The 23,579-nt window shown below is 71.7% G+C and carries 25 protein-coding genes; 6 read left to right on the top strand and 19 right to left on the bottom strand.

All coding sequences use genetic code 11. The features are described 5' to 3' along the window. Positions 1-29 precede the first annotated feature (29 nt). The 3 genes from EDF24_RS04360 to EDF24_RS04350 are packed head-to-tail and all read right to left on the bottom strand — an operon-like array spanning position 30 to position 3,342. Positions 30-890 (bottom strand): ribokinase, encoded by an 861-nt coding sequence (locus tag EDF24_RS04360; RefSeq protein ID WP_123655394.1) that lies wholly within the window; start codon positions 888-890, stop codon positions 30-32. Next, positions 887-2,317 carry an MFS transporter gene (locus EDF24_RS04355; protein WP_123701217.1) on the bottom strand — a complete coding sequence of 477 codons (1,431 nt, stop codon included), beginning with the start codon at positions 2,315-2,317 and terminating at the stop codon, positions 887-889. Before EDF24_RS04355 ends, EDF24_RS04360 begins: the two co-directional genes overlap by 4 nt. A gap of 5 nt (positions 2,318-2,322) precedes the next feature. Beyond that, positions 2,323-3,342 (bottom strand): nucleoside hydrolase, encoded by a 1,020-nt coding sequence (locus EDF24_RS04350; RefSeq protein WP_123655392.1) that lies wholly within the window; start codon positions 3,340-3,342, stop codon positions 2,323-2,325. Positions 3,343-3,505: 163 nt separating this feature from the next. Between EDF24_RS04350 and EDF24_RS04345 the strand changes: the two genes are divergently transcribed. Beyond that, a complete protein-coding gene (locus EDF24_RS04345; RefSeq protein WP_260233348.1) occupies positions 3,506-4,504 on the top strand; it encodes a LacI family DNA-binding transcriptional regulator in 999 nt (332 codons plus the stop codon). Positions 4,505-4,875: 371 nt separating this feature from the next. Here EDF24_RS04345 and EDF24_RS04340 read toward each other — a convergent pair whose 3' ends face one another. The 8 genes from EDF24_RS04340 to EDF24_RS04305 all read right to left on the bottom strand — a co-directional run bounded on the left by EDF24_RS04340 (position 4,876) and on the right by EDF24_RS04305 (position 11,146). Continuing rightward, positions 4,876-6,567 (bottom strand): MDR family MFS transporter, encoded by a 1,692-nt coding sequence (locus tag EDF24_RS04340; RefSeq protein WP_123701215.1) that lies wholly within the window; start codon positions 6,565-6,567, stop codon positions 4,876-4,878. Beyond that, entirely contained in the window at positions 6,564-7,184 is a 621-nt protein-coding gene (locus EDF24_RS19035; RefSeq protein ID WP_165931309.1) for a TetR/AcrR family transcriptional regulator, read from the bottom strand. Before EDF24_RS19035 ends, EDF24_RS04340 begins: the two co-directional genes overlap by 4 nt. 56 nt (positions 7,185-7,240) lie before the next feature. Beyond that, entirely contained in the window at positions 7,241-7,723 is a 483-nt protein-coding gene (locus EDF24_RS04330) for a GNAT family N-acetyltransferase (protein ID WP_243698171.1), read from the bottom strand. 70 nt (positions 7,724-7,793) lie between these two features. Next, complete coding sequence (locus EDF24_RS04325; RefSeq protein ID WP_123701214.1) at positions 7,794-8,480, bottom strand: HAD family hydrolase; 687 nt, start codon at positions 8,478-8,480, stop codon at positions 7,794-7,796. Between the two features lie 139 nt (positions 8,481-8,619). Continuing rightward, positions 8,620-9,192, bottom strand: coding sequence for a DUF3618 domain-containing protein (locus EDF24_RS04320; protein ID WP_123655389.1), 573 nt, complete (start codon positions 9,190-9,192; stop codon positions 8,620-8,622). After that, positions 9,189-9,632 carry a phage holin family protein gene (locus EDF24_RS04315; RefSeq protein WP_123655388.1) on the bottom strand — a complete coding sequence of 148 codons (444 nt, stop codon included), beginning with the start codon at positions 9,630-9,632 and terminating at the stop codon, positions 9,189-9,191. Before EDF24_RS04315 ends, EDF24_RS04320 begins: the two co-directional genes overlap by 4 nt. Beyond that, positions 9,629-10,417, bottom strand: a complete 789-nt coding sequence (locus EDF24_RS04310; RefSeq protein WP_123701213.1) for a hypothetical protein — start codon at positions 10,415-10,417, stop codon at positions 9,629-9,631. Before EDF24_RS04310 ends, EDF24_RS04315 begins: the two co-directional genes overlap by 4 nt. A gap of 111 nt (positions 10,418-10,528) precedes the next feature. Continuing rightward, positions 10,529-11,146: a helix-turn-helix domain-containing protein gene (locus EDF24_RS04305; protein ID WP_395867336.1), complete on the bottom strand. Its 618-nt coding sequence runs from the start codon at positions 11,144-11,146 to the stop codon at positions 10,529-10,531. 57 nt (positions 11,147-11,203) lie between these two features. Here EDF24_RS04305 and EDF24_RS04300 point away from each other — a divergent pair, with 57 nt between their 5' ends. Further along, entirely contained in the window at positions 11,204-12,190 is a 987-nt protein-coding gene (locus EDF24_RS04300) for an NAD(P)/FAD-dependent oxidoreductase (RefSeq protein ID WP_123701212.1), read from the top strand. Here EDF24_RS04300 and EDF24_RS04295 read toward each other — a convergent pair. The 5 genes from EDF24_RS04295 to EDF24_RS04275 all read right to left on the bottom strand — a co-directional run bounded on the left by EDF24_RS04295 (position 12,175) and on the right by EDF24_RS04275 (position 16,475). Beyond that, positions 12,175-12,852, bottom strand: coding sequence for a pentapeptide repeat-containing protein (locus EDF24_RS04295; RefSeq protein WP_123655384.1), 678 nt, complete (start codon positions 12,850-12,852; stop codon positions 12,175-12,177). The genes EDF24_RS04300 and EDF24_RS04295 overlap by 16 nt on opposite strands. A gap of 29 nt (positions 12,853-12,881) precedes the next feature. Beyond that, positions 12,882-13,286 (bottom strand): DUF6314 family protein, encoded by a 405-nt coding sequence (locus EDF24_RS04290; protein ID WP_123701211.1) that lies wholly within the window; start codon positions 13,284-13,286, stop codon positions 12,882-12,884. Between the two features lie 9 nt (positions 13,287-13,295). After that, positions 13,296-14,324, bottom strand: coding sequence for an NAD-dependent epimerase/dehydratase family protein (locus EDF24_RS04285; RefSeq protein ID WP_123701210.1), 1,029 nt, complete (start codon positions 14,322-14,324; stop codon positions 13,296-13,298). After that, on the bottom strand, positions 14,321-15,523 hold the full coding sequence (locus EDF24_RS04280) for a zinc-dependent alcohol dehydrogenase (RefSeq protein WP_123701209.1): 1,203 nt from the start codon (positions 15,521-15,523) through the stop codon (positions 14,321-14,323). Before EDF24_RS04280 ends, EDF24_RS04285 begins: the two co-directional genes overlap by 4 nt. 64 nt (positions 15,524-15,587) lie before the next feature. Next, positions 15,588-16,475, bottom strand: coding sequence for an aminoglycoside phosphotransferase family protein (locus EDF24_RS04275; RefSeq protein ID WP_123701208.1), 888 nt, complete (start codon positions 16,473-16,475; stop codon positions 15,588-15,590). 45 nt (positions 16,476-16,520) lie between these two features. On the opposite strand from EDF24_RS04275, the gene EDF24_RS19030 reads away from it, so the two are divergent. Then, complete coding sequence (locus EDF24_RS19030) at positions 16,521-16,676, top strand: hypothetical protein (RefSeq protein WP_185021549.1); 156 nt, start codon at positions 16,521-16,523, stop codon at positions 16,674-16,676. A gap of 65 nt (positions 16,677-16,741) precedes the next feature. Here EDF24_RS19030 and EDF24_RS04270 read toward each other — a convergent pair whose 3' ends face one another. From EDF24_RS04270 to EDF24_RS04260, 3 genes are all read right to left on the bottom strand, one after another. Beyond that, positions 16,742-17,371, bottom strand: coding sequence for a DNA alkylation repair protein (locus EDF24_RS04270; RefSeq protein WP_185021548.1), 630 nt, complete (start codon positions 17,369-17,371; stop codon positions 16,742-16,744). After that, entirely contained in the window at positions 17,368-18,204 is an 837-nt protein-coding gene (locus EDF24_RS04265) for a sulfite exporter TauE/SafE family protein (protein ID WP_123701206.1), read from the bottom strand. Before EDF24_RS04265 ends, EDF24_RS04270 begins: the two co-directional genes overlap by 4 nt. Positions 18,205-18,640: 436 nt before the next feature. Next, complete coding sequence (locus EDF24_RS04260) at positions 18,641-19,828, bottom strand: peptidoglycan DD-metalloendopeptidase family protein (RefSeq protein ID WP_123701205.1); 1,188 nt, start codon at positions 19,826-19,828, stop codon at positions 18,641-18,643. A 268-nt stretch (positions 19,829-20,096) separates the two neighbouring features. Here EDF24_RS04260 and EDF24_RS04255 point away from each other — a divergent pair, with 268 nt between their 5' ends. Genes EDF24_RS04255 through EDF24_RS04245 form a run of 3 tightly spaced genes read left to right on the top strand, consistent with a single transcriptional unit; the run spans position 20,097 to position 23,577 of the window. Then, a complete protein-coding gene (locus tag EDF24_RS04255) occupies positions 20,097-21,755 on the top strand; it encodes an ABC transporter substrate-binding protein (protein ID WP_123701204.1) in 1,659 nt (552 codons plus the stop codon). Next, entirely contained in the window at positions 21,752-22,705 is a 954-nt protein-coding gene (locus EDF24_RS04250) for an ABC transporter permease (RefSeq protein ID WP_123655371.1), read from the top strand. The genes EDF24_RS04255 and EDF24_RS04250 overlap by 4 nt, the downstream gene beginning before the upstream one ends. Then, the gene (locus tag EDF24_RS04245) at positions 22,702-23,577 is read left to right on the top strand and encodes an ABC transporter permease (RefSeq protein ID WP_123701203.1); all 876 of its coding nucleotides are present in this window, start codon (positions 22,702-22,704) and stop codon (positions 23,575-23,577) included. The genes EDF24_RS04250 and EDF24_RS04245 overlap by 4 nt, the downstream gene beginning before the upstream one ends. The last annotated feature ends 2 nt before the right edge of the window (positions 23,578-23,579 follow it).

Here is a 23,579-nt window from a genome sequence, read left to right as displayed (position 1 = left end):
TCTGCAAGATACAAGCCGGGAGGCTGTTCCTACGCCCGCAGGAACGCCTCGAGCTGGTCGGTGGTCGGGTACGACGCCTGCGCCCCGGCCCCGGTCGCGGCGTACGCCCCGACCCCGGCGGCGAACCGCGCCGCGTCGACGAGGGAGTCGCCGGCGGCGAGCCGGAGCGCCACGGCACCCATGAACGCGTCGCCGCAGCCCGTGGTGTCGACGGCCTCGACCGGGATCGCCGGGACCTCGACGGGCTCGGCATCGCCGTCGTGCACGATGCTGCCGTCGCCACCCCTGGTGACGATCGAGCGGGCGACGCCGTGGTCGCCGAGCTCGGCGGCCTCGTGCTCGTTCACCAGCAGCACGTCGGTGAGGTCGAGGAGCTCGCGGGGCACGTCGCCGAACGGGGACAGGTTCGTCAAGACTGTGACCCCGGCGTCGTGCGCCGCACGGGCGGCGGCGAGGACCACATCGATCGAGACCTCGAGGCAGAGCCCGAGCACCGCGGCGCCCGTGAAGGCGTCGGCAGGGACGTCGTCCGGCGTCAGCGTGGCGTTCGCGCCGCCGGAGATCACGATGGTGTTCTCCCCGTGCGCGTCCACGGTGATGACGGCGGTGCCGGTGGCCACGCCCTCCCGGACGGCGACGTGCGTGGTGTCCGCACCCGCAGCCGCGACGGAGTCGCGGAGCAGCGCACCGTTCCCGTCGTCGCCGACCGCGCCGATCATGCGCACCGTGCCCCCGAGCCTCCCGGCGGCCACTGCCTGGTTGGCGGACTTGCCCCCGGGCAGGGTGGCGAGGTCGGACCCGTGCAGGGTCTCACCGGGCTTCGGGAAGCGGTCGGTGCGGACCACCAGGTCCGCGTTCAGCGACCCGACGATCACGATGGTGTCGGTCAACGGACGGTCTCCTTCTGCGGGGCGACGGACGTGGTCTCGGCGCTCTCCGGACGGGGGATCAGGAACGACGTCGCGACGGCGGCGATCGTGATCACGGCACCGAGCAGCATCCCACCGGAGTAGCCGGCGGTCCCCGCTGACCCGCCGACGCCGAGGGCGATCTGCAGGGCCGGCAGCACGGCGAAGCTGACGCCGGCGCCGAGGTTGAACGCACCCGCGTTCAGGCCGGGCAGGAAGCCCGGGTTCGAGTCCGGGGACAGGACGATGCCGAGGCCGTTCAGGATGATGTTCGCGATGCCCGCGTAGGTGATGCCGATCAGGACGGTCGCGGCAACGAGGACCGGCAGGGAGTGCACGCCGACGAACGCCATCAGCAGCGTCGCGACGATGCTGCCGATCAGGCCGACACGCAGGATCGCGCGGTAGCCGATCGTCGGGGCGAGGCGACCGGCGAACGGGCCGACGATCCACCCGACCAACGCGTACGGCGTGAGGAACACCAGGGAGGCGAGGTCGGCCTCCATCCCGAAGCCGGCGTCCGGGTTCTGCGCCAGCGACGTGACGAGGCCGTTCACGACGGCGAAGACACCGGTCATCGTGAGGAAGGTCGTCGCGAGGAGCGCCCACGTCGCCCGGCGTTTCAGGAACCGGGTCTCGACGAGCGGCTCCTTGACGCGGGACTCCACCGCCCAGAACACGGCGAACGCGGCCAGCGCGACGACGATCCCGCCGATGACGACGAGCGGGTTGGCGGCGCCGAGCTTCCCCGCCTCGTTGAAGGCGGTGAGGAGTGCGCCGACCGACACGACGAGCGGCACCACCCCGATCCAGTCCATCCGGGTGCCGGCCGACGGCTTCGACTCGACGCCCCAGACGGCCACCATCGCGAGCGCGATGACCGTGACGACGGCGATCACCCAGAAGATGCCGCGGAAGCCGAAGTTCGTGGCGATCCACCCACCGGCGAGCGAGTCGATCCCGGCGATGCCGCCGTTGACCGCGGTGAGCAGCCCGAGCGCGGCGCCGTAGCGCTTCGGGTCTGCGATCTCGTTGCGGAGGACCAGGAGGCAGATCGGGACGACCGGACCGGTGACACCCTGGATGATGCGGCCGGTGAAGAGCATCGGGACGTTCACCGCGAGCGCCGCGACGATGCTGCCGACGAGCATCACAGCGAGCATGCCGACCAGGACGCGCTTGCGGCCGACGATGTCGGACAGGCGCGGCAGGAACAGCGAGAACAGCGCGGCGAGCGTGAAGTACAGGGTCTGCGAGAGCCCGATCGTCGCGTCGTCGGTGTGGAGCTCCCTCGCCATGGTGACCAGGGCGGGGCTGAGCATGCTCGCGTTCAGCTGGAACGCGATGCAGGCTGCGAGGAGCGCGGCGGTGAGTGCGCCGATCGACTTCTTCGTCGATGAGGTGGTCATGTGCGTCAGGCCTTCTCGGTGGTGGTGACGGTGGTGCCGGCTTCGACGGCGGTGGCGGCTGCGCGGGGCGTCCAGCCGGTGTCGGGGGTCTCGCCGATGCGCTCGAGGGCGTCGACGACGAGGTCCCAGAAGCGGCCGTGGTCGAGCTCCATCGCGGCGCTCGTGCGGCAGTCATCCGGGGCGGGGGCACGGAAGTCGGCGACGGTCATGCCGAGGGTCAGCGTGCCCTGGGTCTCGACGTGGATCGGGACCTTCACGGCACGGACGACCGTCGGGTCGATGACGTACGCGACGGCGCAGGGGTCGTGGACCGGCGGGGCGTCGAAGCCCTGCGCGTCCTTGTAGGTCTGGCCGAAGAAGTCCAGCAGCTCGCCGACGAACGCGGCCGGGCCGGTGCCGACGGCCGCGATGCGCGCCGCGACCTCAGGGGTGGCGAGGGCCTGGTGCGTCAGGTCGAGGCCGACCATGACGACGTCCCAGCCGGCGTCGAAGACGATCGAGGCGGCCTCGGGGTCGATCACGATGTTGAACTCGGCGACCGGGCTCCAGTTGCCGACGTGCACGCCGCCGCCCATGAGCACGACCTGCTTGACGCGCTCGACGATGCGGGGCTCCTTGCGGGCCGCGAGGGCGATGTTCGTCAGCCCGCCGGTCGGCACGAGGGTGACGGTGCCGGGCTCGTGCGCCATCACGGTCTCGATGATGAGGTCGACCGCGTGCCGCTCGTCGAGCTGGAACGACGGCTCGGGCAGCATCGGTCCGTCGAGGCCGCTCTCGCCGTGGATGCCCTCGGCGACCTCGATCTCGCGGAGCAGCGGCCGGTCGGCGCCGGCGGCGAACGGGACACCGGTGATGCCGGCGATGCGGGCCACGGCGAGGGCGTTCCGGGTGACCTTCGGCAGGGTCTGGTTGCCGACGACGGTCGTCACGGCGAGGAGCTCGATGTCCGGGTTGCCGTGGGCGAGGAGGATCGCGACGGCGTCGTCGTGACCGGGGTCGCAGTCGAGGATGATCTTCTCGGGCACTGGTGCTCCACTTCGCTGGGGATTCCGGTCGTCGCCGTGGTGTCGGGTTCGCCGGTGGTGTCGGTGGCCTGACGCGCCATGCACGCCGCGTCAAGCGTTTGACATCACACATCATCAAACGCTTGACGTCAAGTCCTGCGGGTCCGCTCGGTAGCATCGACGCGTGGCACCCCCTTCCCGGAACAGCCGTCGTGTCACCGCGGCGATGGTCGCCGAGCGCGCCGGGACGAGCATCGCGACCGTCTCGCTCGTCGTGAACGGCAAGGACCGCGGCCGTGTGTCGATCCCGATCGCCACGCGGGTCCGCGACGCGGTCGAGGAGCTCGGCTACGTCGTCGACCACGCCGCCAGCTCCCTCGCGCGCGGCAGTGGCGACCTGGTCGTCCTCATCGCGCCGGACCTGTCGAACCCGTTCTTCGCCGAGGTCATCCGCGGCGTCCGGGACACCGTCGGGGACCGCTTCCAGCTCGTGCTCTCCGTCACCGAGCGCGGCGCGCAACCGGTCGACGCGGACGTCCGGCGCTTCGAGCGGCTGCGGCCCGCCGGGATCCTCGTCGACGCCCCCGCCGCGGGTGAGTCGATGTCCGCGAGCGTCCCCGTCGTGCTGCTCGACGCACCGGGAGGCGCCGACGCCGTCAACTACGACCTCTCGTCCGGGGTGTCGGCGCTCGTCGCACACCTCGCCGCCGCCGGACACCGGCGCGTCGCGTACCTCGACGGGACGTCACGGGCGACGACGTTCGCCGTCCGCCGGTCCCTGTTCGAGGACGCCTGCACCGCCGCCGGCATCACGGTGTCCCGGACGCGCGCCCAGGCCGACCTGACGATCGACGCCGCTGCCGCCGCCGTCGACGGGGTGGTCGACGACTGGCTCGCCGAGGGCGTCACGGCCGTGGTCGCCGCGGCGGACACCCTGGCGTACGGGGTGCTCCGGGTCGCGGGGGCCCGGGGCGTCGCGGTTCCGGGAGGCCTCGCCGTCGCGGGGTTCGACGACCTGCCGTCCTCGTCGGTCACCGCGCCGGCGCTGACGAGCGTGGCACTCCCCGGTGCCGACCTCGGCCGGGCCGCAGCGCTCCGGCTGCTCGCGACGCTCGACGGCACCTCGACGCCGTCGCCGGCGCTCCCCACGCGGCTCATCCCCCGCGCGAGTACCGGCGCCTGACGCGCTGCGCCGGGCGCGCGCACCGTGCGCGTGCGCGTCGTCCGTGCGCCGCGTCCGCTCCGGCAGCCGACGCGGTACGACATGCTCGCTGTCGTACGACAACGGCGTTGTCGTACCTTGCACACGCAAGAGTTCCGTGCGCAACGGTTGCGCGCGCCGAGTGACGACGTCCTCGCAGCCGTACGACAACGACCTCGTCGCACCTTGCGTCCGCAACAGTTGCACACGCTGAACGACGACATGCTCGCTGTCGTACGACAACGGCGTTGTCGCATCGCAGGCGCGAGCGAGCCGCGGGCGCGCGCGACCGCAGACGGACGGGAGGCCCGGTGCCAGCTGGCACCGGGCCTCCCGTCCGTGGATGGTGACGACTACTCGTCGTGCCGGGCCGTCGGGACCGACCCCGTGCCGGAGCCGACCGACTCCGTCGGACGCTCCGCGCCGCGCTGCGCACGCTCGAGCTCGTCCGCCTCGGCGCCACCGACCGCCTCGCCGCGGGCGACCATGCCGGCCACGTCGGCGAGCTTCATCTGCGGGATGAACAGCGCGAGCACGAGCGCCACCGCGATGAACGGCAGCAGGTACCAGAACACCGGGGACAGCGAGTCGGCGTAGGCGTTCACGATGCCGTCCTGCACCGCCTCGGGCAGCTTCGCGAGCTGCGTCGGGTCGATGCTCGCGCTCGCACTCGCCGCCTGCGACGCACTGCCGCCGGCGCTCGTGAAGACGTCGGTCAGGGACTCGGTCAGGCGCGAGGTGAAGATCGCACCGAAGACGGCGACACCGAGGGAGGCGCCGACCTCGCGGAAGTAGTTGTTCGTCGAGGTCGCCGTGCCGACGTGCTCCGGCGCCACGGCGTTCTGCGCCACGAGGACCACGACCTGCATGATCAGACCGAGGCCGGCGCCGAACACGAACAGGTACACGCAGATCAGCCAGATCGGGGTCGCTGCGGCGAGCGTCGTCATCCCGAGCATCGCCAGGCCGACGACGATCGTGCCGATGATCGGGAACGCCCGGTACCGGCCCGTCTTCGTGATGAGCGTGCCGGAGAGGATCGAGGTGCCCATCAGGCCGACCATCATCGGCAGCATCAGGAGCCCGGAGACGGCGGCCGAGGTGCCCGACGCCATCTGCAGGAACGTCGGGACGAAGCCGATCGCGGCGAACATGCCGAGCCCGAGCACGAAGCCGATCGCCGTGGCGGTGACGAACGTGCGGTTCCGGAAGAACGACAGCGGGATGATCGGGTCCTGGGCCCGCGCTTCGGTCAGGACGAACAGCGCTGCGGCGACGATGAACCCTGCACCCCACGCCCAGGTCTCGAGCGCACCCCAGCCGTGGTCGCCGTTGCCGCCGAACTCGGTGAAGAACACCAGGCACGCGGTCGTCGCCGACAGCAGCGCGACGCCGAGGACGTCGATGCGCTTGGTCGCCTTCTTGCTCGGCAGGGTCAGCGCGAACCAGGCGACGGCGAACGCCGCGATCCCCACCGGGATGTTGATCCAGAACGCCCAGTGCCAGGTCATGTGGTCGACGAAGAACCCGCCGAGGAGCGGGCCACCGACGGCGGAGAGGCCGAAGATCGCGCCGAGCGGGCCGAGGTACTTGCCGCGCTCGGACGCGGGGACGATGTCCGCGATGATCGCCTGGGACAGGATCATCAGACCGCCACCGCCGAGGCCCTGCAGCGCGCGGAACACCACGAACTGCCAGAAGCCGGTCGACATCGCGCAGCCGAGCGACGCCAGCGTGAAGAGCGCGATCGCCACGAGGAACAGGTTGCGGCGGCCGATGACGTCACCGAACTTGCCGTAGATGGGCATCACGATCGTGGATGCCAGCAGGTACCCGGTCGTGATCCACGCCTGGTGCGCGACGCCACCGAGGTCGCCGACGATGGTCGGCATCGCGGTCGACACGATGGTCTGGTCGAGGCTGGAGAGCAGCATCCCGGCGATGAGGGCGGAGAAGATGATCCAGATGCGGCGCTGGGTCAGCAGCAGTGGTCCGTCGCTGCCCGGGCGTGCGCGCTTGGCGGTGCGCGGCGCTGAGGTGCTCATGGGGTGTCGTCCTGTCCGGTGGTGATGGCCGCCCTCATGAGGCGGAGGTTCGTGGTGAGCAGTTCGTCGAACGGAGCGCCCGTCGACTCGTCGTAGTCGTCGTCGAAGTAGTCGGCGGCGGTCACGCGCAGCAGCCCCGCGGCGGACTCGGTCACGAGCCGGGCGCGCGGATCGTCGGGGACGGTCCAGCCGAAGCGTTCCCGCACCGCTTCCGCGACCTTGGCGAGCTGCACGTCGGTCGCCGAGAGGAACCGGGCGACGAGCGCCGGTTCACGCTCGAAGACCCGGCGGACGAGGGCTTCGTCCGCGCGGTCGAGTCCGACGGTGCGCACCTGTTCGACGGCGAGCGCGACGACGGACGTGAGCGGGTCGAGGGTCGCCGGGACCACTTCGCCGCGGGCGTAGGCCAGCAGCATGTCGACGTTCGCGTTGAGTTCGATGCCGAGGACGGCGTCTTCCTTCGAGGCGAAGTGGTTGAAGAACGTGCGACGGGAGACTCCGACGGTCTCGCAGAGCTGCTCGATCGTGAACCCGTGCAGACCGTCGGCCACGGTCGACCGACGTGCTTCGACGATCATGCGTCGACGCAGCGCGCGGGTGCGTTCAGCGGTGCTCACCGAGCAAGAATTGCACTCCGGTCACCAGAGTGCAATTCCTCGTGGAGAGTTCCCAGCTACAGGGCCTTGTCGAAGCAGAACGACCAGGGCATCGTCGCCGCGTACGGCTCGTAGACCGGGATCGCACGCCAACCGGTCTTCTCGTAGAGCGCGACCGCGTCGGGCTGCTTGTCCCCGGTCTGCAGGATGAGTCGCGCGGCTCCCTGCTCACGGCCGACCCGCTCGCACTCGTCGAGCAGCGCGGTCGCCGCACCCTTCCCGCGGGCGGAGGACAGCACGATGAGGCGCTTCAGCTCGACCTCGTCGCGGAGGCGGCGGACGGCGATGTGGCCGACGGCCTCGCCGGACTCGTCGATCGCGAGCAGCGAGGTGATGACCGTGGAGGGATCGACCGCGAGCGCGCGGTTCCGTTCCTCGGTGACGGCCGGGTCCTCGTCTCCGGCCGAGGAGCCGTACCGCTCGTGCATCTCCTCGTCCATGCGGGCACGGAGGACGACTCCGCGAGGGTCGTCCCAGCTGACGCGTTCGATCGTGATCACGATCGACGATCCTCCCACGACCGAGCAGGAGCGAGCGAACCCCACCGGTTCCGGTGGAGGCCGCGAACGCTCACGGAGCCGGTGTGCCGAGCGCGCCGATCGGCGAGTCGTCGAGTCCCGCGAGCAACGCCGCCGCGTCGTCGTACACCGCAGCGGCGCCCGCCTCCCGCAGCTCGTCGCCGCCGATCCCGCCGGTCATCACCGAGACGCACGGGATCCCGACCTTCGAGGAGGCCTCCACGTCCCACATCGCGTCACCCACCATCACCGCACGGGACGGCTCGACCCCGACCTTGTCCAGCGCGACCTGCATGATCCCGGGGGCCGGCTTGGCCTCGTCCACGTCCTCGGAACTCGTCACCGCGGTGATCCACTGCTCGACGTCGAGCACCTCGCGGAGCCGTTCGAGCTCGGACGCCGGGGCGCTCGTCGCGAGCACCACCGCGTGCCCACGGGACGCGACGGCCTCGAGCAGGTCACGGGCACCCGGCAGCGGGCGCAGGAACGGCATGTGCTCGGCGTAGTACGCCGTGTGGTGCTGCTTCGCGGTGTCGCGCTCGTCGTCGGAGGCATCCGGCAGCAGCTCCTCGAGGAGCCGCGAGGAGTCCATCCCGATCGCCCGGTGGATGCGCCAGGCGTCCACCGAGGCCCCGATCGCCCGGAACGCGCGCCACCAGGCGTCGACGTGGGCGTAGTTGGAGTCGACGAGCGTGCCGTCGATGTCGAACAGGACTGCGGTCGTGGGAGCGTCTGCCATCCGTCCAGCGAACTCCCGACGTGCTCGGGACCGGTCCAGCGAGCGCGACGCGACCAGACGACGGAGCCGCGACCAGGCGACGGACGGGAGGCACGGCGCCAGCTGGCACCGTGCCTCCCGTCCGTGCCGTGCTCCGGCCTCAGGCCCCGCGGACGTCGTCCGCGGACTGCTGCGCGTGGTCCTCCACGTCGGACGCGGCGCCCTGCGCCTCGTCCTTGACGGTCTGGGCCGCGTCCTGCGCGGTCCCCTTGAGGTCCTGCGCGTGCTCCTTCGCGACGTCACCGAGCTGCGAACCGACGTCCTTCGCCTGCTCCTTGACCTCGTCGACGAGGGGTGCTGCGCGGTCCTTGAGCTCACCGGCCAGCTCCTCCTCCTTGGACGAGGTCGGGATGAGCGACGATGCGAGCCACCCGGCGCCGAACGCGATCAGCCCGACGGCGAGCGGGTTGCCCTTGGCCTTCTCGACGCCACGCTGGGCGACGTCCTTCGCCTGGTCGGTCGCACCCGAGGCGGACCCCGAGGCACTCGACCGTGCCGAGTCCGCCGCGCCCATCACGGAGTCGCGGACGCCCTGGAACCGGCTCTTCACCTTCTCGGTCTGGCGGTGGGCGATCGAGGACGGGCTGACCTTGTCGGCGAGTGCGTCGACGTCGGAACCCAGGGTCCCTCGTGTCTGTTCGATCTCTCTGCGGATCTCGTCTGGCGTGCTCATGCGTTCCTCCCGGTGTTGGGCTTCAGTGCGTCGGGGATCTCCTTGGCCGTCTCCACGGTCTGGGGAACACCCTTGATCTGCTGCATCTGCTTGCGTCCCAGCAGCGCGAGGATGCCGGCGACGATCGCGTAGACCACCGCGATCACGACTGCCGACCACGCGTTGCCGATGAGGTAGCCGAGACCCCACCAGGCGGCGATCGACAGGAACAGCAGGGCGAACAGCGCGGTCAGGCCCGCACCGCCGAACATGCCGGCGCCCTTGCCCGCCTTCTTCGCGGACTCGGTGATCTCGGCCTTCGCCAGCGCGACCTCCTGCCGGAACAGGCTGGAGATGTCGCGAGAGACGTCGGTCAGGAGTTCGCCGAGCGGGGTGCTCGCGGCGCGTTCCTCGGGGCTCGGTTGGCCCGTCGGTGTCGCGCCGGGGACGGTGTGGCTCATACGCCGCTCCCGGTGCCGGTGCCGGTGTCGGTGGTGCCGTCGCCGGTGATGTCGGCTTCCTTCTCGTGCTTGACCTCGGTCGCGAGCGCCTTGGTGAGCCGTCCGGCGAGGATCCCGGCGCCCGCGGCGAGCGCGATGAACGTGCCCGGGCGCTTCGCCGCGAAGGACTTCACCTCGTCGAGGAGCGAACCCGGGTCACGGTTCTCGAGGAACCCGGCGACCGAGTTCGCACGGCCGGAGAGGTCACGGACGACCTTCGACGCAACGCCCTGCTCGTCGTCGTTCTCCGCCATGCGGCCGAGCTGGTCGCTGATGCTGCGCAGTCCGCCCGCGGCACGCTGCTGCTGTTCGGCTGCCTGCTGCTTGAGGTTCTCGGATGCCTGGCCGTAGAGCTGCTTGGCGTGGTCGGTCGCTTCGGAGGCGACCTTGGACGCCTGTTCCTTGGCGGTGCCGGCGACGTCGGACGCCTTGGCCTTCGCGTCACCGGCGACGTCCTGGGCTGCACCCTTGGCCGCGTCGGCCTTCCCGCTGCCGTCGCTGCCGCTGCCGGCCGCACTCGGCGTCGCGGGCAGCTGCTCGTTCGCGGGGACCGGGTCGAACGCCTCGTCGACGGTCAGGTCATCGACGGGGTCTGCGGCGAGGTCCGCGTCGCGGCCTCGGTCGAGCGGGGTGGTGTTCGCCCAGGAGGGCACGGTCACACCCGGGCGGATCTCGTGGCCGTCCGCAGCGGCCGTCCGGTCGTGGATCGGGGTCCCGGAGTCGTTCCCGGGTGGGGTCGTCGTCATGGTGGGCCTTTCGGATCGATGACCGCGGGCCCTGCACCCGCGGCGGTACCGACCGACCATGCGCGCTGCTCGATGGTCAGCGGCCCAGGATGGCCTCGAAGCGCACCGGGCTCAGCGCACGGGCCGCGCCCGCACGTGTGCCCGCTCCCCCTGCGGCCCGTACAGGCAGAGCACCTCGGTGACCTCGTCGGTGACGTTGCCGATCCAGTGCGGCGTGTGGGTGTCGAACTCCACGACCTCGCCGGGCCCGAGGTCGAGGTCGCGTTCCCCGAGGAGCAGCCGGAGCCGCCCGGACAGCACGTAGAGCCACTCGTACCCCTCGTGCGTCCGCAGGTCGGGTTCGCCGCCGGGCGAGTTCGGCGGGAACAGCTGCTTGAACGACCGCACGCCCCCGGTCCGCCGGGTGAGGGGCACCACCACGCGGCCGCCGTGCACCTCGGGCTGCAGGTGCACCCGCGGGTCGCCGGTCCGCGGCGCTCCGACGAGGTCGTCGAGCGGCACCTGGTACGCCCGCGCCAGCGGCAGCAAGAGCTCGAGGGTCGGCTTCCGCTGTCCCGACTCGAGCCGCGAGAGCGTCGACACCGAGATGCCCGTCTCCGTCGCGAGGGCCGCGAGCGTGACGTCCCGTCGCTGCCGCAGGGTGCGCAGTCGTGGCCCGACCCCGTCGACGACCTCGGCCGTCGTGCGCGGGGTGGGGCGAGCCTCCCGTCCGTGGTCCATGCCGGCCATTTTGCCAGACCAGCAAGGATCGTTGCCAGAATCGCGCGCACACCGCACGATGTCGGCATGCGTGACACCTACGACGTGATCGTCATCGGCGGCGGAGCCGCCGGCCTCTCAGCAGCCCTCATCCTCGGCCGGTCCCGCCGGTCCGTGCTGGTGGTGGACGCGGGCGAACCCCGCAACGCCCCGGCGGCGGGCGTCCACAACTACCTCGGGCAGGAGGCGACGCCTCCCCGGGACCTCACCAGGACCGGTCGGGACGAGGTCGCGCGGTACGGCGTCGACGTCATGGCCGGGAGGCTCGTGGCCACGTCCGCCACGCCCGTCCCCGACGGCGACCCGGTCGGCTTCACGGCCACCCTCGACTCCGGCGAACAGGTGCACGCCCGTCGGGTCGTCGTCGCCTCCGGCGCCGTGGACGTCCTGCCGGACGTGCCGGGGCTCGCGGAGCAGTGGGGCCGCGGCGTCGTGCACTGCCCGTTCTGCCACGGGTGGGAGATCCGCGACCGCCGCATCGGGGTCCTCGTGACGACGCCGTTCGGGGCACACCAGGCGTTGCTGTGGCGTGCGCTGAGCGAGCACGTGACGGTGTTCGCGACCGAACCCGGCCTCGTCGACGACACCGCCCGTGCCGGTTTCGACGCCCGGGGCATCAGGGTGATCGACGGCGCGGTGGCCCGGGTGCTGTCGACGGACGGCGTGCTGACGGGCGTGGCGCTCGGCGACGGCTCCGTCGTGGACCTCGACGCCCTGGCTGCTGCGAGCACCGCCGAGGCACGGGTCGACGGGCTCCAGGGGATCGGACTCGTCGCCGAGGACTTCCGGATGGGCGACTTCCGGGTGGCCGGCGCCGTCACGGTCGACGCCATGGGGCAGACCTCCGTGCGCGGGGTCTGGGCCGCGGGGAACGTGGCGTCCCCGATGGCGACGGTCATCGCGTCGGCCGCTGCCGGCACCCAGGCGGGCGCCGCGGTCCACGGCGACCTGGTGCAGGCCGACCTCGCCGCCGCGCTCGCCCGGTCCGGGGTGTCTGCCTACTCCACGCGGTAGCCGGCCTGCGCGGCGAGCAACGGGGCGAGCGTGTAGAGCTGGTCAGCCGCGATCGTCGCGCCGCGGAAACCCTCGAGTCGTTCGACCCGGTCGAGGTCGGCGCCGCGCAGGTCCACGTGGTCGATGCGGGTGTTCGAGCCCTCGGCCGCACGGATCCGGGTGCCCTCGAACGACACCCGCAGCAGCCGGGCGTCGGCGATGTCGAGCTCGTCGATGACGCAGTCGCGGAACACCACGTCGGTGACGGTCGCACCGCGGAGGTTCACGAACCCGAGCTTCATCCCGACGAACTCGACGCCGTTCAGCCCGGAGTCGTACAGCTCCGCGGAGCCGACCCGTCCGCCGCCGATCCGGACTTCACGCCAGGAGCTGCTCGACGCGCGGAGCACCGGGGCGTCGAGCGCTTCGATCACGGTGTCGTGGACCCGCACGCCCCGGAGGTCCGCCCCGTCGGCGTGGAGTTCCTCGACGACGCACTCCTCGATCTCGAGGTCGGGCAGCCGCTCCCCCGCGATGTCGAGCGACGCGATCCGGCGCCCGTCGATGCGGTCCCCGGTGAGCACGTCGCCGGGGCCGGGCGCCCAGTCGGTCAGGTCACCGGGTTCGGTGAGGGTGATCCGAGGAGCGTCGGTGCCGGAGGACTTGCCGGAGGTGCGTGCCATGCACCCAGTCTGTCGGGTGCGGCCGACGTTCAGCGCGCCGGGGTGAGCACGCTGTCGAGGCGGTAGTCCTTCGCGGGACCGCGCGCCTCCCACCGGACGGTCCACCGGTCGACGTCCCCCGCGAGCACGCCGGTGTACTCGTCCGGCGCGCAGTCGTGCACCACGGTGGTGCCCCACACCCAGTCGTGGAACGGCCTGCCGTCAGCGAAGTGGACGGTCCAACGGTCGTCCCCGGTGCGGCGCACCAGGAGCTCCCGGGAGACCGGTGTCGAGCGGCCGTCGAACGCCATCGTGCCGGTCTCCGTCCACGACACCGTCGAGTCGTCCACCGCTCGGAGCAGTGTCGTCCCGGTCACGCGACCGGTCGTCCCCGCGCGGCGGTCGAGCACGGCGCGGTCCAGTGCCCAGTCGCCGAGCAGGTCCGGAGGCAGCACCGGGCCAGGCTACCCGTGCAGGGGACCCGACCCCGGGACGCTCGTGCCGTCCGCGAACCCGGCCACCAGCTCACCGAGCGCGTCCGTGGAACGGTGCCGGGCCTCCCACCCGAGTTCCGTGCGCGCACGCTCGGTCGACATCACCGGGACGGACGCCGCGATGTCCACCCAGCCGGCGTCGGTCGGCTGGATCCGGAGCCGCCACGTCAGCGTCACGATGCCGCGGATCAGCCGGAACGGTACCCGGACCGCGCCGCGCATGCCGAGGACGGCGGCGATGCGCGGCGGGGTGAGCACCGGCGAGGCGGCGATGTTGAACGCGCCACCCGCACGCTGGTCGACCACACGCCAGTAGGCGTCCGCGACGTCGTCGGCGTGCACCGCCTGGAACACGAACGCGTACGGCAACGGCAGGACCGCCCACTGGATCCACCGGACGGCGCGCATCGGGATGAGCTTCCCGAGGAACAGTCCACGGATCTCCGCCGCGGCAGCACGCTGGAAGATGAGCCCGGGACGCAGCCGCGTCACGACGACCTCCGGGTGCTCCCGCGCGAAGGCGTCCATCGCCCGCTCGTTCTCCGCCTTGTGGATCGCGTACGTCGCCGTCGGGATGCCGTCTGCCGGCCAGGACTCGTCCTTGCGGTCCCGCTTGCCGTCGACGTCGACGCCCCGGTACGCACCGACGGACGAGGCGACGACGACCTGCGGCACCTCGGCAGCGGCGACCGCGGCCAGGACGTTCGCCGTCCCGACCACGTTCGTCCGGTGCTGCGCGGGGATGTCGTGCGTGGGCTGGAGCGCCCACGCCAGGTGGATCACCGCGTCGGCACCACGGAACACCGCGGCGAGCTGCGACACGGCATCGGGCGCGCCGACGTCGACTGCGTGCCAGACCGCGTCGCCGTACGGCGCGGTGTGCACGTCGGGCAGACGCCGGGCGACCCCGACGACCTGCAGGTCCTGCTCCGCGGCGAGCCGGCGGAGCACGGCCGTCCCGACGTTGCCGGTCGCACCGACGACGACGACCCGGGTCATGCGGCGGCCGACGCGGCCATCGCCGGGTCGAGCACGACCTTCACGCAGTCGTCCTCCTTCTTCTGGAAGACCTCGTACATGTGCGGCGCGTCCTCGAGCGAGACCCGGTGGCTCGTCAGGTCGAGCGTGCCGAGCGGGTCCGACGGGTCGGCGACGAGCGGCATGATGTCGTCGATCCAGCGCTTCACGTTGCACTGCCCCTCACGGATGGTGATCTGCTTGTCGAACAGCGTCATCATCGGCATCGGGTCGGCCATCCCGCCGTAGACACCGCTCAGCGAGACGGTGCCGCCGCGGCGGACGAGGTCGATCGCGGTGTGCACGGCTGCGAGCCGGTCCACGCCGGCGGTCTCGATCGCCTTCTGCGCCAGCTTGTCGGGCAGCAGGCCCGCGGCACGCTGGGCGAACCCGGCGACCGCGTTGCCGTGCGCCTCCATGCCGACCGCGTCGACGACGCCGTCCGGTCCGCGACCGTCGGTGAGGTCGACGAGCTGCGCGACGACGTCCTTGTCGAGGTCGAAGGTCTCGACGCCGTACTTCGCGGCGAGGTCACGGCGCACCGCCTCGGGCTCGACGGCGAGCACCCGGTAGCCGAGGTGCTTGCCGATCCGGGCGGCGAACTGTCCGACCGGGCCGAGGCCGAGCACCGCGAGGGTCCCGCCCTCGGGCACGCCGGCGTACTGCACGCCCTGCCACGCCGTCGGGAGGATGTCACTGAGGAACAGCCACCGGTCGTCCGGGGTGCCGTCGTCCGGGATCACGATGGGGCCGTAGTCGGCGTGCGGCACACGGAGGTACTCGGCCTGGCCGCCGGGGACCTGGCCGTACATCTTCGTGTAGCCGAAGAGCGCGGCGCCGCTGCCGTACTCCGTCACCTGGGTGGTCTCGCACTGGGACTGCAGGCCGTGCTGGCACATCCAGCAGTGACCGCAGGAGATGTTGAACGGGACGACGACACGGTCGCCCACCTTGAGGTTGGTGACCGCGCTGCCGACCGCCTCGACCACGCCCATCGGCTCGTGGCCGAGGACGTCGCCCTTGTCGATGTACGGGCCGAGGACCCGGTACAGGTGCAGGTCGGAGCCGCAGATCGCGGTCGAGGTGATCCGGACGACCGCATCGGTCGGCTCCTGGATCGTGGGATCGGGGACGGTCTCGACGGACACCTTCTCGGTGCCCTGCCAGGTCAGTGCGCGCACGGTGGGCGCTCCTCTCGTCGCGGTGTGTGTGCCCTCCCGTCTACGCGCTCGCGTCGTGGCGGCTTCACAGCGCCGGGTCGTCGAGGGCCGCGGCCAGGACTGCCTCGTGACCAGCGCGGTCACCGGGACCGGCGCTGCCGGCCAGCATGATGAGCGACTTCCAGAGGACCCAGCCGCGTCCGCGCGCCCAGGTGCCGTCGTCGAGACCGACGGCGTCGCGGAAGACCCGCCGGGCCGGCCGGTCGAGGAACGTCCACGCGAGCACCAGGTCGCACGCCGGGTCGCCGACACCGCACGTGCCGAAGTCGATGAGCGCGGAGAGCCGGCCATCCCCGTCCACCAACAGGTTCGTCGGGGCGACGTCGCCGTGGAACCAGACGCCCGGTCGGTCCCACCTGCTCGCGCACGCCGCTGCCCAGACACTCCGGCACGCCGCCTGGTCGACCGTGTCCCCGAGCGCCGCGAGTGCCCGCTCGACCTCGTCGCCGTAGACCGACGGGTGTGCGCCACGGTGGAACGAGTGCGCTCCCGCGACGGGACCGTCCGCCGGCGGGACCGTCCGGAGCTGCCGGAGGACCGCGCCGACGTCCTCGGCGAGCGCCGTCAGGTCGGGGTCCGCTCCGGCCGCGACCCGGCCCGGCAACCACCGCCGCACCGACCACGGGAACGGGTAGCCGCTGCCCGGCCGTCCGAGGCCGACGGGTTCGGGCACCGGGATGTCGAGCCGGGGCGCGAGGTACGGCAGGACCCGCTGCTCCTTCTCCACCGCGGGGACGTAGCCCGCGGCGCTCGGGAGCCGCACCGACAGCGCGTCCCCGAGCCGGAAGGTGCGGTTGTCCCAGCCCTGCGGGACCGCCTCCTCGACGGGGAGCCCGGCCCAGGTGGGGAACTGCTCGGCGACGAGGCGCTCGACGAGCGCGGCGTCGATGACGGGCACCTCGGTGTGCGGCATGCGCCCATCGTCCCGGTCCGCGGCCCGGCCGTCTAGGCTCCGGGCATGGCGACGACCTCCGAGCTGCTGACCGCGAACCTCCACGACGTGTTCGGGAACAGCGATCCCGAGTCCCGGCGGGCGGCGATCGAGCGCACCTTCGCCCCGGACGTGGCGTTCGCGCGCCTGAGGACGATCCTCGCGGAGGCGCAGCAGTCCTAGCGCGTCTGGCGCAGCAGTCCTAGCGCGTCTGGCGCAGCAGTCCTAGCGCGTCTGGCGCAGCAGACCTAGCGGGTCTGGCGCAGGCGGTCGCGTTCCGCGGTCGGCAGGTGCTCGGTCGCCGTCGCCAGGGCGTCCTTCGTCAGGAACCGCCCCTGGCGCTCCAGGAACGCGACGAGCGCCGGCTCCGAGGCGCGCTTCCCGACCTCGCGGAGGACCCACCCGAGCGCGGACTGCACGGTCTCACCGCGCTCACGCACCAGTCGCCCCACGACGGCGAGCGGCACGTCGGCGTCGCCCTGCTTCACGAACGCGAGCGTCGCCACCACCGCGATCCGCCGCACCCACGCGACGTCGGACTTCGCGAGGGCGAACAGCGGCCCGGTCGAGCCGCCGACCATCGGTGCGCCGACGAGTTCCTCCGCGGCGATGTCCACCAGGTCGGCACGGTCGATGCGCTCCGCCCGCGCAGCGCCGAGGTACTCCTCGGTCAGCTCGGGGTCCGGGCGACGCCGCATCGCCTGGACGAGGAGCACGACGGCCAGGAGCCGGGCGCCGGGGTCCTCGCTCCAGAGCAGCGCGGACCGCTCCCCCTCGTCGAGGTCCGCGAACCCACGGGCCACGCGTCGCGCCGCCGCGACGTCACCGGGCGTGCGGGCGAACGCGGCGAGCACGTCCTCGGCGGTCGTCACCCTCACCGGGTGCCCGTCGGGTCCTCGGCGGCACCCTCGAGCCCGCCGGGGCCGGGCGTCGCCGCTGCCCGCGCGGTCCGGAGGCCCCGCCGCACGACGATCACGGCGACCACCACCAGGAACCCGGCGAACAACCACGTCGCGACCTGGGGATCGACCGCCCGCGCGAGGAGCGCGCCGGCCGGGGAGCAGACCGCCGCGGTGATCCCGACCGTGAGGCCCACGCGCAGGTCCACCGCGCCCTTCCGCAGGTTCGCGACGGTCCCCGACACCGTCGTCGGGACCATCGTGAGCAGCGAGGTGCCCTTCGCGAGCAGGTCGCCCGCGCCGAGCGCGAGTTCCATGCCGGGCACGATCACGACCCCGCCGCCGACGCCCACCAGGCCGGAGAGCACCCCGGACAGCAGACCGATGCCGAGCAGGACGAGCGCCTCGACCAGGCCGAAGTGCACCGTCCCCTCACGCGAGGGCGTGTTCGCGAACAGGGAGACCAGCACCACGACGATGAAGCCGACGAAGATCCACGGCAGGACCCGCAGCGAGATCGCGCGGAGCATGCGGGCACCGATCGGGGCGCCGACGACACTGCCGACCGCCAGTGTCAGCGCCGCGAGCCAGTGCACCTCGCCCTGCACCGCGTAGGTGATCGCGCCGACGACGGCCGCGGGGGCGATCGCCACGAGGGAGCTCGCGGAGGCGCTGCGCTGGTCCACGTGCAGGAAGGCCATCAGGGCCGGGACCACGATGACGCCGCCGCCGACCCCGAACAGGCCGGAGAGGACCCCAGCGGCGATGCCGATCGCCACGAGCACGAGGAGTCGGGCGGCGCGGGAGTTCATCCCGTCCAGGGTACGGCCGGGGTCGCGCCAGGGCGCGCCCGGCGCACAACCGAAGGCAGTCCGCACCACGCGATCGCGTGGTGCGCATCGCGTTCCGTTGTGCGCACCCGGACCGCACCACGGATCCGGACCGTACCGCGCACCCGGACCGCACCACGGATCCGGACCGTACCGCGCACCCGGACCGCACCACGGCCCGGACCGTACCGCGCACCCGGACCGCGCCACGGATCCGGACGGGAGGCGCGGTGCCAGGCCGCCACGAGCCTCCCGGCCGGTGGTTGGTCACGTCGAGCGCGCGAGACGCCCCGAGAACCCGATGCTGAGATCGCAGGCTCTGTCGCCTGCTGTCTCAGGAGGCGACGAACAGTGCGATCTCAGCGGAAGCGGGCGACGCGCGCGCACCGCGAGCGCACCGCGCACGCGCACCGCGGCGTCAGCGGAAGTGCAGCTGCGTCAAGGGGTCCTTGAGCGTGCCGTTGATGCGCGTCTCGACGTGCACGTGGGGGCCGGTGGACTGGCCGGTGTTGCCCGACTTCGCGATCTCGGTCTTCGACGACACCACCTGCCCCTTCTTCACCTCGATCTTGCTGAGGTGCGCGGTGAGGACCGTCGTCAGCCCGTACTTCACGACGACGTAGTTGCCGAACGTCGCGTTGTTCGCGACGGTCTCGGTGACCGTGCCGCTCCCCGAGCCGTACACGGCGGTGCCGGTGACGACGCCCGCGTCGGCGCCCTGGTGGTAGCGCGGGGTGTGCCCGGCACCGCGGTCGTCGCCGAACTTCCCGGTGATCCGGGTGGACGCGACGGGCCAGAGCAGGCCGCTGACGGGGCGGGTCGACCAGACCCGGGTGTCCTTGCTGCCGTAGAGGACGACGTTCGAGTCGACCTGCACGAGGAGCTGACCGCGTCCGGCGGTGGTGGTCTTCGACGACCAGAGCGCACGGTTGTCGGGTCCGTAGACGACCAGGCTGCCGTCGGTCTGCACGGACGCCCACGATCCCGGGTGCCCGTTGGTGCGCGATGCCCACGCGGCCTTGCCGTTCAGGTACTGCACCAGGTTGCCGTCGGCCTGCATCGTGAACTTCCGGGCGGAGCTCGCATCGGAGCGCAGCACCGTGCCGGGCTTGATGACGTTGCCGGCGGTGACGCGGTCCTGGAAGTTCTGGAGCTGCCAGATGGTCCGCTTCACGGAGTCGCGCATCCGGAGCGACCCGTCGGGCAGCACGCCGAAGTCGTAGCCGACGTGGCCGGAGGTGCCCCACTTCGCGACGGTCTTCGAGCCGGAGCGGATCGAGAAGACGCCGTCGGTCCCGACGACCGCGACGGCCCCGGGGTACTTCGCGGTGTTCGACGCCCAGAGGACGGTGTTCCCGATCCCGTACTCGACGAGGTTGCCGTCGCCCTGCATGACCAGCCGGAACTGGCCGTTCGACGACGTCATGACGTCGCCGGGCAGCAGCTTGGTCCCTGCGGGGACGCTCGTCGAGACGACGGTCGATGCCCGGGCCGGCGCAGTGGTGGCTGCTCCGGCCGGTGCGGCGATGGCGATGCTGCCGGTCACGGCGATCACCGCTGCGGTGATGACGGCGGCCAGCCTGGTCCTGGTCGTGGTGATGCGCATGGTTCCCCTGTGTCGGCGGCTCTCCCTGACGAGCCGCGTGCGGACTGCCCGGTGCAGGCCGCCGAACGATGGTCACCGAGGGGTGTCGGATCGACACAGCCCCAGTCGTGGGGGCTGGTCACGGGCTGCCCGATGTGCAGGACGCGTCACACACTCGAAACAAAATGTATACAAACGAGATCGCGGATCCATGATTGTATGCAATCAACCCCGCTCCTGAGCGCGATCCCACAAGGAACGCCACAGCCCCACCAGCATCAGGATCCCCATGTCCCCGATCAGCCCCCGACGCCGCCGCACCCTCATCGCGCTGCCGGCCGTCGTCATCGCAGCGACGCTCGCGCTCACGGCGTGCGTCCCCGTCCAACGCTCGAAGGCCGGCGGCACCACCGCGGGCACCGTGACCACCACCGCCATCGGCGACCAGCAGGTCCAGGAGGGCGGCGACCTCGTGATGGCGCTCTCGGCCGAGCCGGACCGCCTCGATCCCACGACGTCCTCGTCGCTGTACACCCGGTACGTCATGGAGACGATGTGCCAGAAGCTCTACGACATCGACGCGGAGGGCACGATCGTGCCGATGCTCGCGACGTCGCTGCCGACCGTGACCGACGGCGGGAAGACCGTGACGTTCCCCGTCCGCACCGGCGTCCGCTTCGCCGACGGCACCCCGTTCGACGCGGCCGCCGTGGTCACCACCCTCGAGCGGAACCTGACGAAGGCCGACTCCAGCCGGAAGAGCGAGATGGGCCCGGTGACGGACGTCAGCGCGGTCGACGACCACACCGTCCGGCTCCGGTACGCGACGCCGTTCGCCCCGATCACCGCCGCCCTGGCCGACCGCGCGGGCATGGTGATGTCGCCGGAGGCCCTCGCGGACGAGGGCGACGACTTCGGGGACGCGCCGGTGTGCGTCGGCCCGTACAAGTTCGTGAAGCGCGTCCCGCAGACCTCGATCCAGGTCGAGCGCGACCCGGAGTACTACGACCCCTCGTCCGCGCACTTCGACACGATCACGTACCGGATCATCACCGACGCGAGCATCCGGGCCGCGAACCTGAAGTCGGGCGACGTGCAGGTGGCGGACACGATCTCCACGCAGGACGTCGACGACCTGCGGAAGCGGAAGGACCTGACCGTCCTGCGCACCGGGTCGCTCGGGTACCAGGGCATCACCGTGAACATCGGCAACCAGGACGGCGTCGGCACCGACCCGGAGCAGATCGACACGCCGCTCGCCGAGCGCGCCGACGTCCGCCGGGCGCTGTCGATGTCGATCAACCGCGCCGAACTCGTGCAGAGCGTCTTCCACGGCTGGGCCGACGTCGCCTGCTCCCCGGTGCCGAACACCAGCGTCTTCGCGAGCGACGCCAGCAAGGCCTGCCCTGCCTACGACCCGGAGCAGGCGAAGCGGATCCTCGCGAAGGCGGGCGTGCAGCAGCCGTTCCCGATCGAGATGGAGGTGACGAACACCCCCGACACGGTCCGGTTCGCCCAGGCCCTGCAGTCGCAGGCCCGGGCGGGTGGGTTCGCGATCACGATCACCCCGGTGGAGTACACGACGCTCCTCGACGACCAGACGCGCGGTGACTTCCAGGCGCTCCAGCTCGGCTGGTCCGGACGCGTCGACCCGCACGGCAACATCGGCGGGTTCCTGAGCACGGGCGGCGGCAACAACTACGCCGGCTACAGCAACCCGGAGGTGGACGACCTGATCACCCGGGCCTCCCAGTCCACGGACGAACAGGAGCGCGCCGACCTGTACGGGCAGATGACGACCATCGTGCAGCGCGACGACCCGATCATCTACCTCTACCGGACCCGGAGCATCACCGGCGTCCGGGACGACATCGCGGGCGTCTCGACGTACGCGGACGGCGTGGTCCGGCTCAGCCAGGCCGCATTCGTGGAAGGCACGAACAAGTGATCCGCTACGTCACGACCCGCATCTGGCAGTCGGCGATCACCCTGGTGCTCGCATCGATCGTCGTGTTCGTCGGGGTCCGGCAGCTGCCGGGCGACCCGGCCCTTGCCCTGGCCGGCGAGGAGGCGAGCCCCGCGCGTCTGGCCGCGGTCCGCGAGCAGCTCGGCCTCGACGACTCGATCCTCGTGCAGTACTGGCGGTTCGTGGTCAACGCGCTGCACGGCGACTTCGGCCGCTCGACCCGTACCGGCACCCCGGTGACGGAGCTCATCGGCTCGACGCTGCCCGTCACGCTGTGGCTCGCGCTCTACGCGATCGTCGTCGCGGTGCTCGTCGGCGTCGCGCTCGGCACGATCGCCGAGCGGTACCGCGGGCGCTGGCCCGAGTGGATGGCGAACGCCGCGGCGCTCGTCGGCCTCAGCGTGCCGAACTTCTGGCTCGGCATCCTCGCGATCGTCTGGCTCGCGGCCGGCCTCGGCTGGTTCCCGGCCTCCGGGTACGTGTCGATGACGACGAACCCGCTGAGCGCGCTCTACCACCTGACCCTGCCCGCGCTGATCCTCGGGACGTCCCTGGCGGCCGTGATCATGCGGCAGACCCGGGCGTCGATGATCGAGACGATGAAGACGGACTTCGTCCGCACGGCCCGTGCGAAGGGCCTCGGCCGCGGTCGGGTGCTGTTCCGGTACGGCCTGCGGAACTCGATGATCGTCGTCGTGACGATCGTCGGCCTGCAGCTCGGCGGGCTCATCTCCGGCGCGGTCGTCACCGAACGGATCTTCGCCCTGCCGGGGTTCGGCAAGCTGACGCTCGACTCGGTGTTCACCCGCGACTACCCGGTGATCCAGGCCGTCGTGCTCGTCATCACCGTCGGGTACGTCGTGATCAACCTGGCCGTGGACGTCCTGTACTCGGTCATCAACCCGAAGATCCGCGTGGGAGGCTCCCGATGACCGCCGTGACGACGAACTTCGACCTCGGCTCGAGCCGTGGCCGCGTCTGGAAGCAGGTCCGGGCGAACCGGCTCGGCCTGACCGGCGGCATCATGCTCGCGATCGTGGTGCTCGCCGCGCTCACGGCACCGCTCGTCGCGCCGCACGACCCCACGGAGACGCACTTCGACCTGCCGTTCCAGGTGCCGTTCACCGTCGGGTTCGGTCTGGGTACCGACGACCTCGGCCGCGACATCCTCTCCCGCACCCTCTACGGCGTGCAGGTCTCGCTCGTGGTCGGTGCGCTCTCGGTGCTCGTCGCCGTCGTGGTCGGCACCCCGCTCGGGCTGCTCGCCGGGTACTGGAAGTGGCTGGACGCGATCATCTCGCGGCTGACCGACGTCGCCCTGGCGTTCCCGTTCCTCATCATCGCCGTCGGGCTCGCCGCGATCAGCGGTCCGAGCCTGTCCAACGCGGTGATCGCGATCGGGGTCTCGCACGTCCCCGCGATGATCCGCATCGTCCGCGGTGAGACCCTGCGGATCACGAGTGCGGACTTCGTGACCAGTGCCAGGACCCTCGACGCCGGTGGTGCCCGGATCATCGCGCAGCACGTCCTGCCGAACTGCGTCTCCGCGATCATCGTGCAGGCGACGGTGATCATGCCCGTCGCGGTGATCGGCGAGGCGCTGCTGTCGTTCCTCGGCCTCGGCATCCAGCCGCCGACGCCGAGCCTCGGCATCATGCTCTCGGACGCGCAGCAGTACCTCGGCCAGGCGCCGTGGGCCGCGATCGTCCCGGGCATCGCCATCGCCGTGATCTGCCTCGGCTTCAACCTCTTCGGGGACGCGCTCCGCGACGCCCTCGACCCGACCGCATCCGACCGGAAGTAACC

It is taken from the genome of Curtobacterium sp. PhB130, assembly GCF_003755165.1.
Lineage (GTDB): Bacteria > Actinomycetota > Actinomycetes > Actinomycetales > Microbacteriaceae > Curtobacterium.
Note: the sequence above shows the minus strand (reverse complement) of the source record. Positions and strands in the feature narration are given on the sequence as shown.

Coding starts and splice junctions, on each gene's coding strand:
- EDF24_RS04255 (WP_123701204.1), top strand. CDS start 20,097: ATGTCCCCGATCAGCCCCCGACGCCGCCGCACCCTCATCGCGCTGCCG.
- EDF24_RS04355 (WP_123701217.1), bottom strand. CDS start 2,317: ATGACCACCTCATCGACGAAGAAGTCGATCGGCGCACTCACCGCCGCG.
- EDF24_RS04245 (WP_123701203.1), top strand. CDS start 22,702: ATGACCGCCGTGACGACGAACTTCGACCTCGGCTCGAGCCGTGGCCGC.
- EDF24_RS04310 (WP_123701213.1), bottom strand. CDS start 10,417: ATGACGACGACCCCACCCGGGAACGACTCCGGGACCCCGATCCACGAC.
- EDF24_RS04295 (WP_123655384.1), bottom strand. CDS start 12,852: ATGGCACGCACCTCCGGCAAGTCCTCCGGCACCGACGCTCCTCGGATC.
- EDF24_RS04275 (WP_123701208.1), bottom strand. CDS start 16,475: ATGCCGCACACCGAGGTGCCCGTCATCGACGCCGCGCTCGTCGAGCGC.
- EDF24_RS04285 (WP_123701210.1), bottom strand. CDS start 14,324: ATGACCCGGGTCGTCGTCGTCGGTGCGACCGGCAACGTCGGGACGGCC.
- EDF24_RS04325 (WP_123701214.1), bottom strand. CDS start 8,480: ATGGCAGACGCTCCCACGACCGCAGTCCTGTTCGACATCGACGGCACG.
- EDF24_RS04320 (WP_123655389.1), bottom strand. CDS start 9,192: ATGAGCACGCCAGACGAGATCCGCAGAGAGATCGAACAGACACGAGGG.
- EDF24_RS19030 (WP_185021549.1), top strand. CDS start 16,521: ATGGCGACGACCTCCGAGCTGCTGACCGCGAACCTCCACGACGTGTTC.
- EDF24_RS04300 (WP_123701212.1), top strand. CDS start 11,204: ATGCGTGACACCTACGACGTGATCGTCATCGGCGGCGGAGCCGCCGGC.
- EDF24_RS04265 (WP_123701206.1), bottom strand. CDS start 18,204: ATGAACTCCCGCGCCGCCCGACTCCTCGTGCTCGTGGCGATCGGCATC.
- EDF24_RS04340 (WP_123701215.1), bottom strand. CDS start 6,567: ATGAGCACCTCAGCGCCGCGCACCGCCAAGCGCGCACGCCCGGGCAGC.
- EDF24_RS04315 (WP_123655388.1), bottom strand. CDS start 9,632: ATGAGCCACACCGTCCCCGGCGCGACACCGACGGGCCAACCGAGCCCC.
- EDF24_RS04260 (WP_123701205.1), bottom strand. CDS start 19,828: ATGCGCATCACCACGACCAGGACCAGGCTGGCCGCCGTCATCACCGCA.
- EDF24_RS04305 (WP_395867336.1), bottom strand. CDS start 11,146: ATGGCCGGCATGGACCACGGACGGGAGGCTCGCCCCACCCCGCGCACG.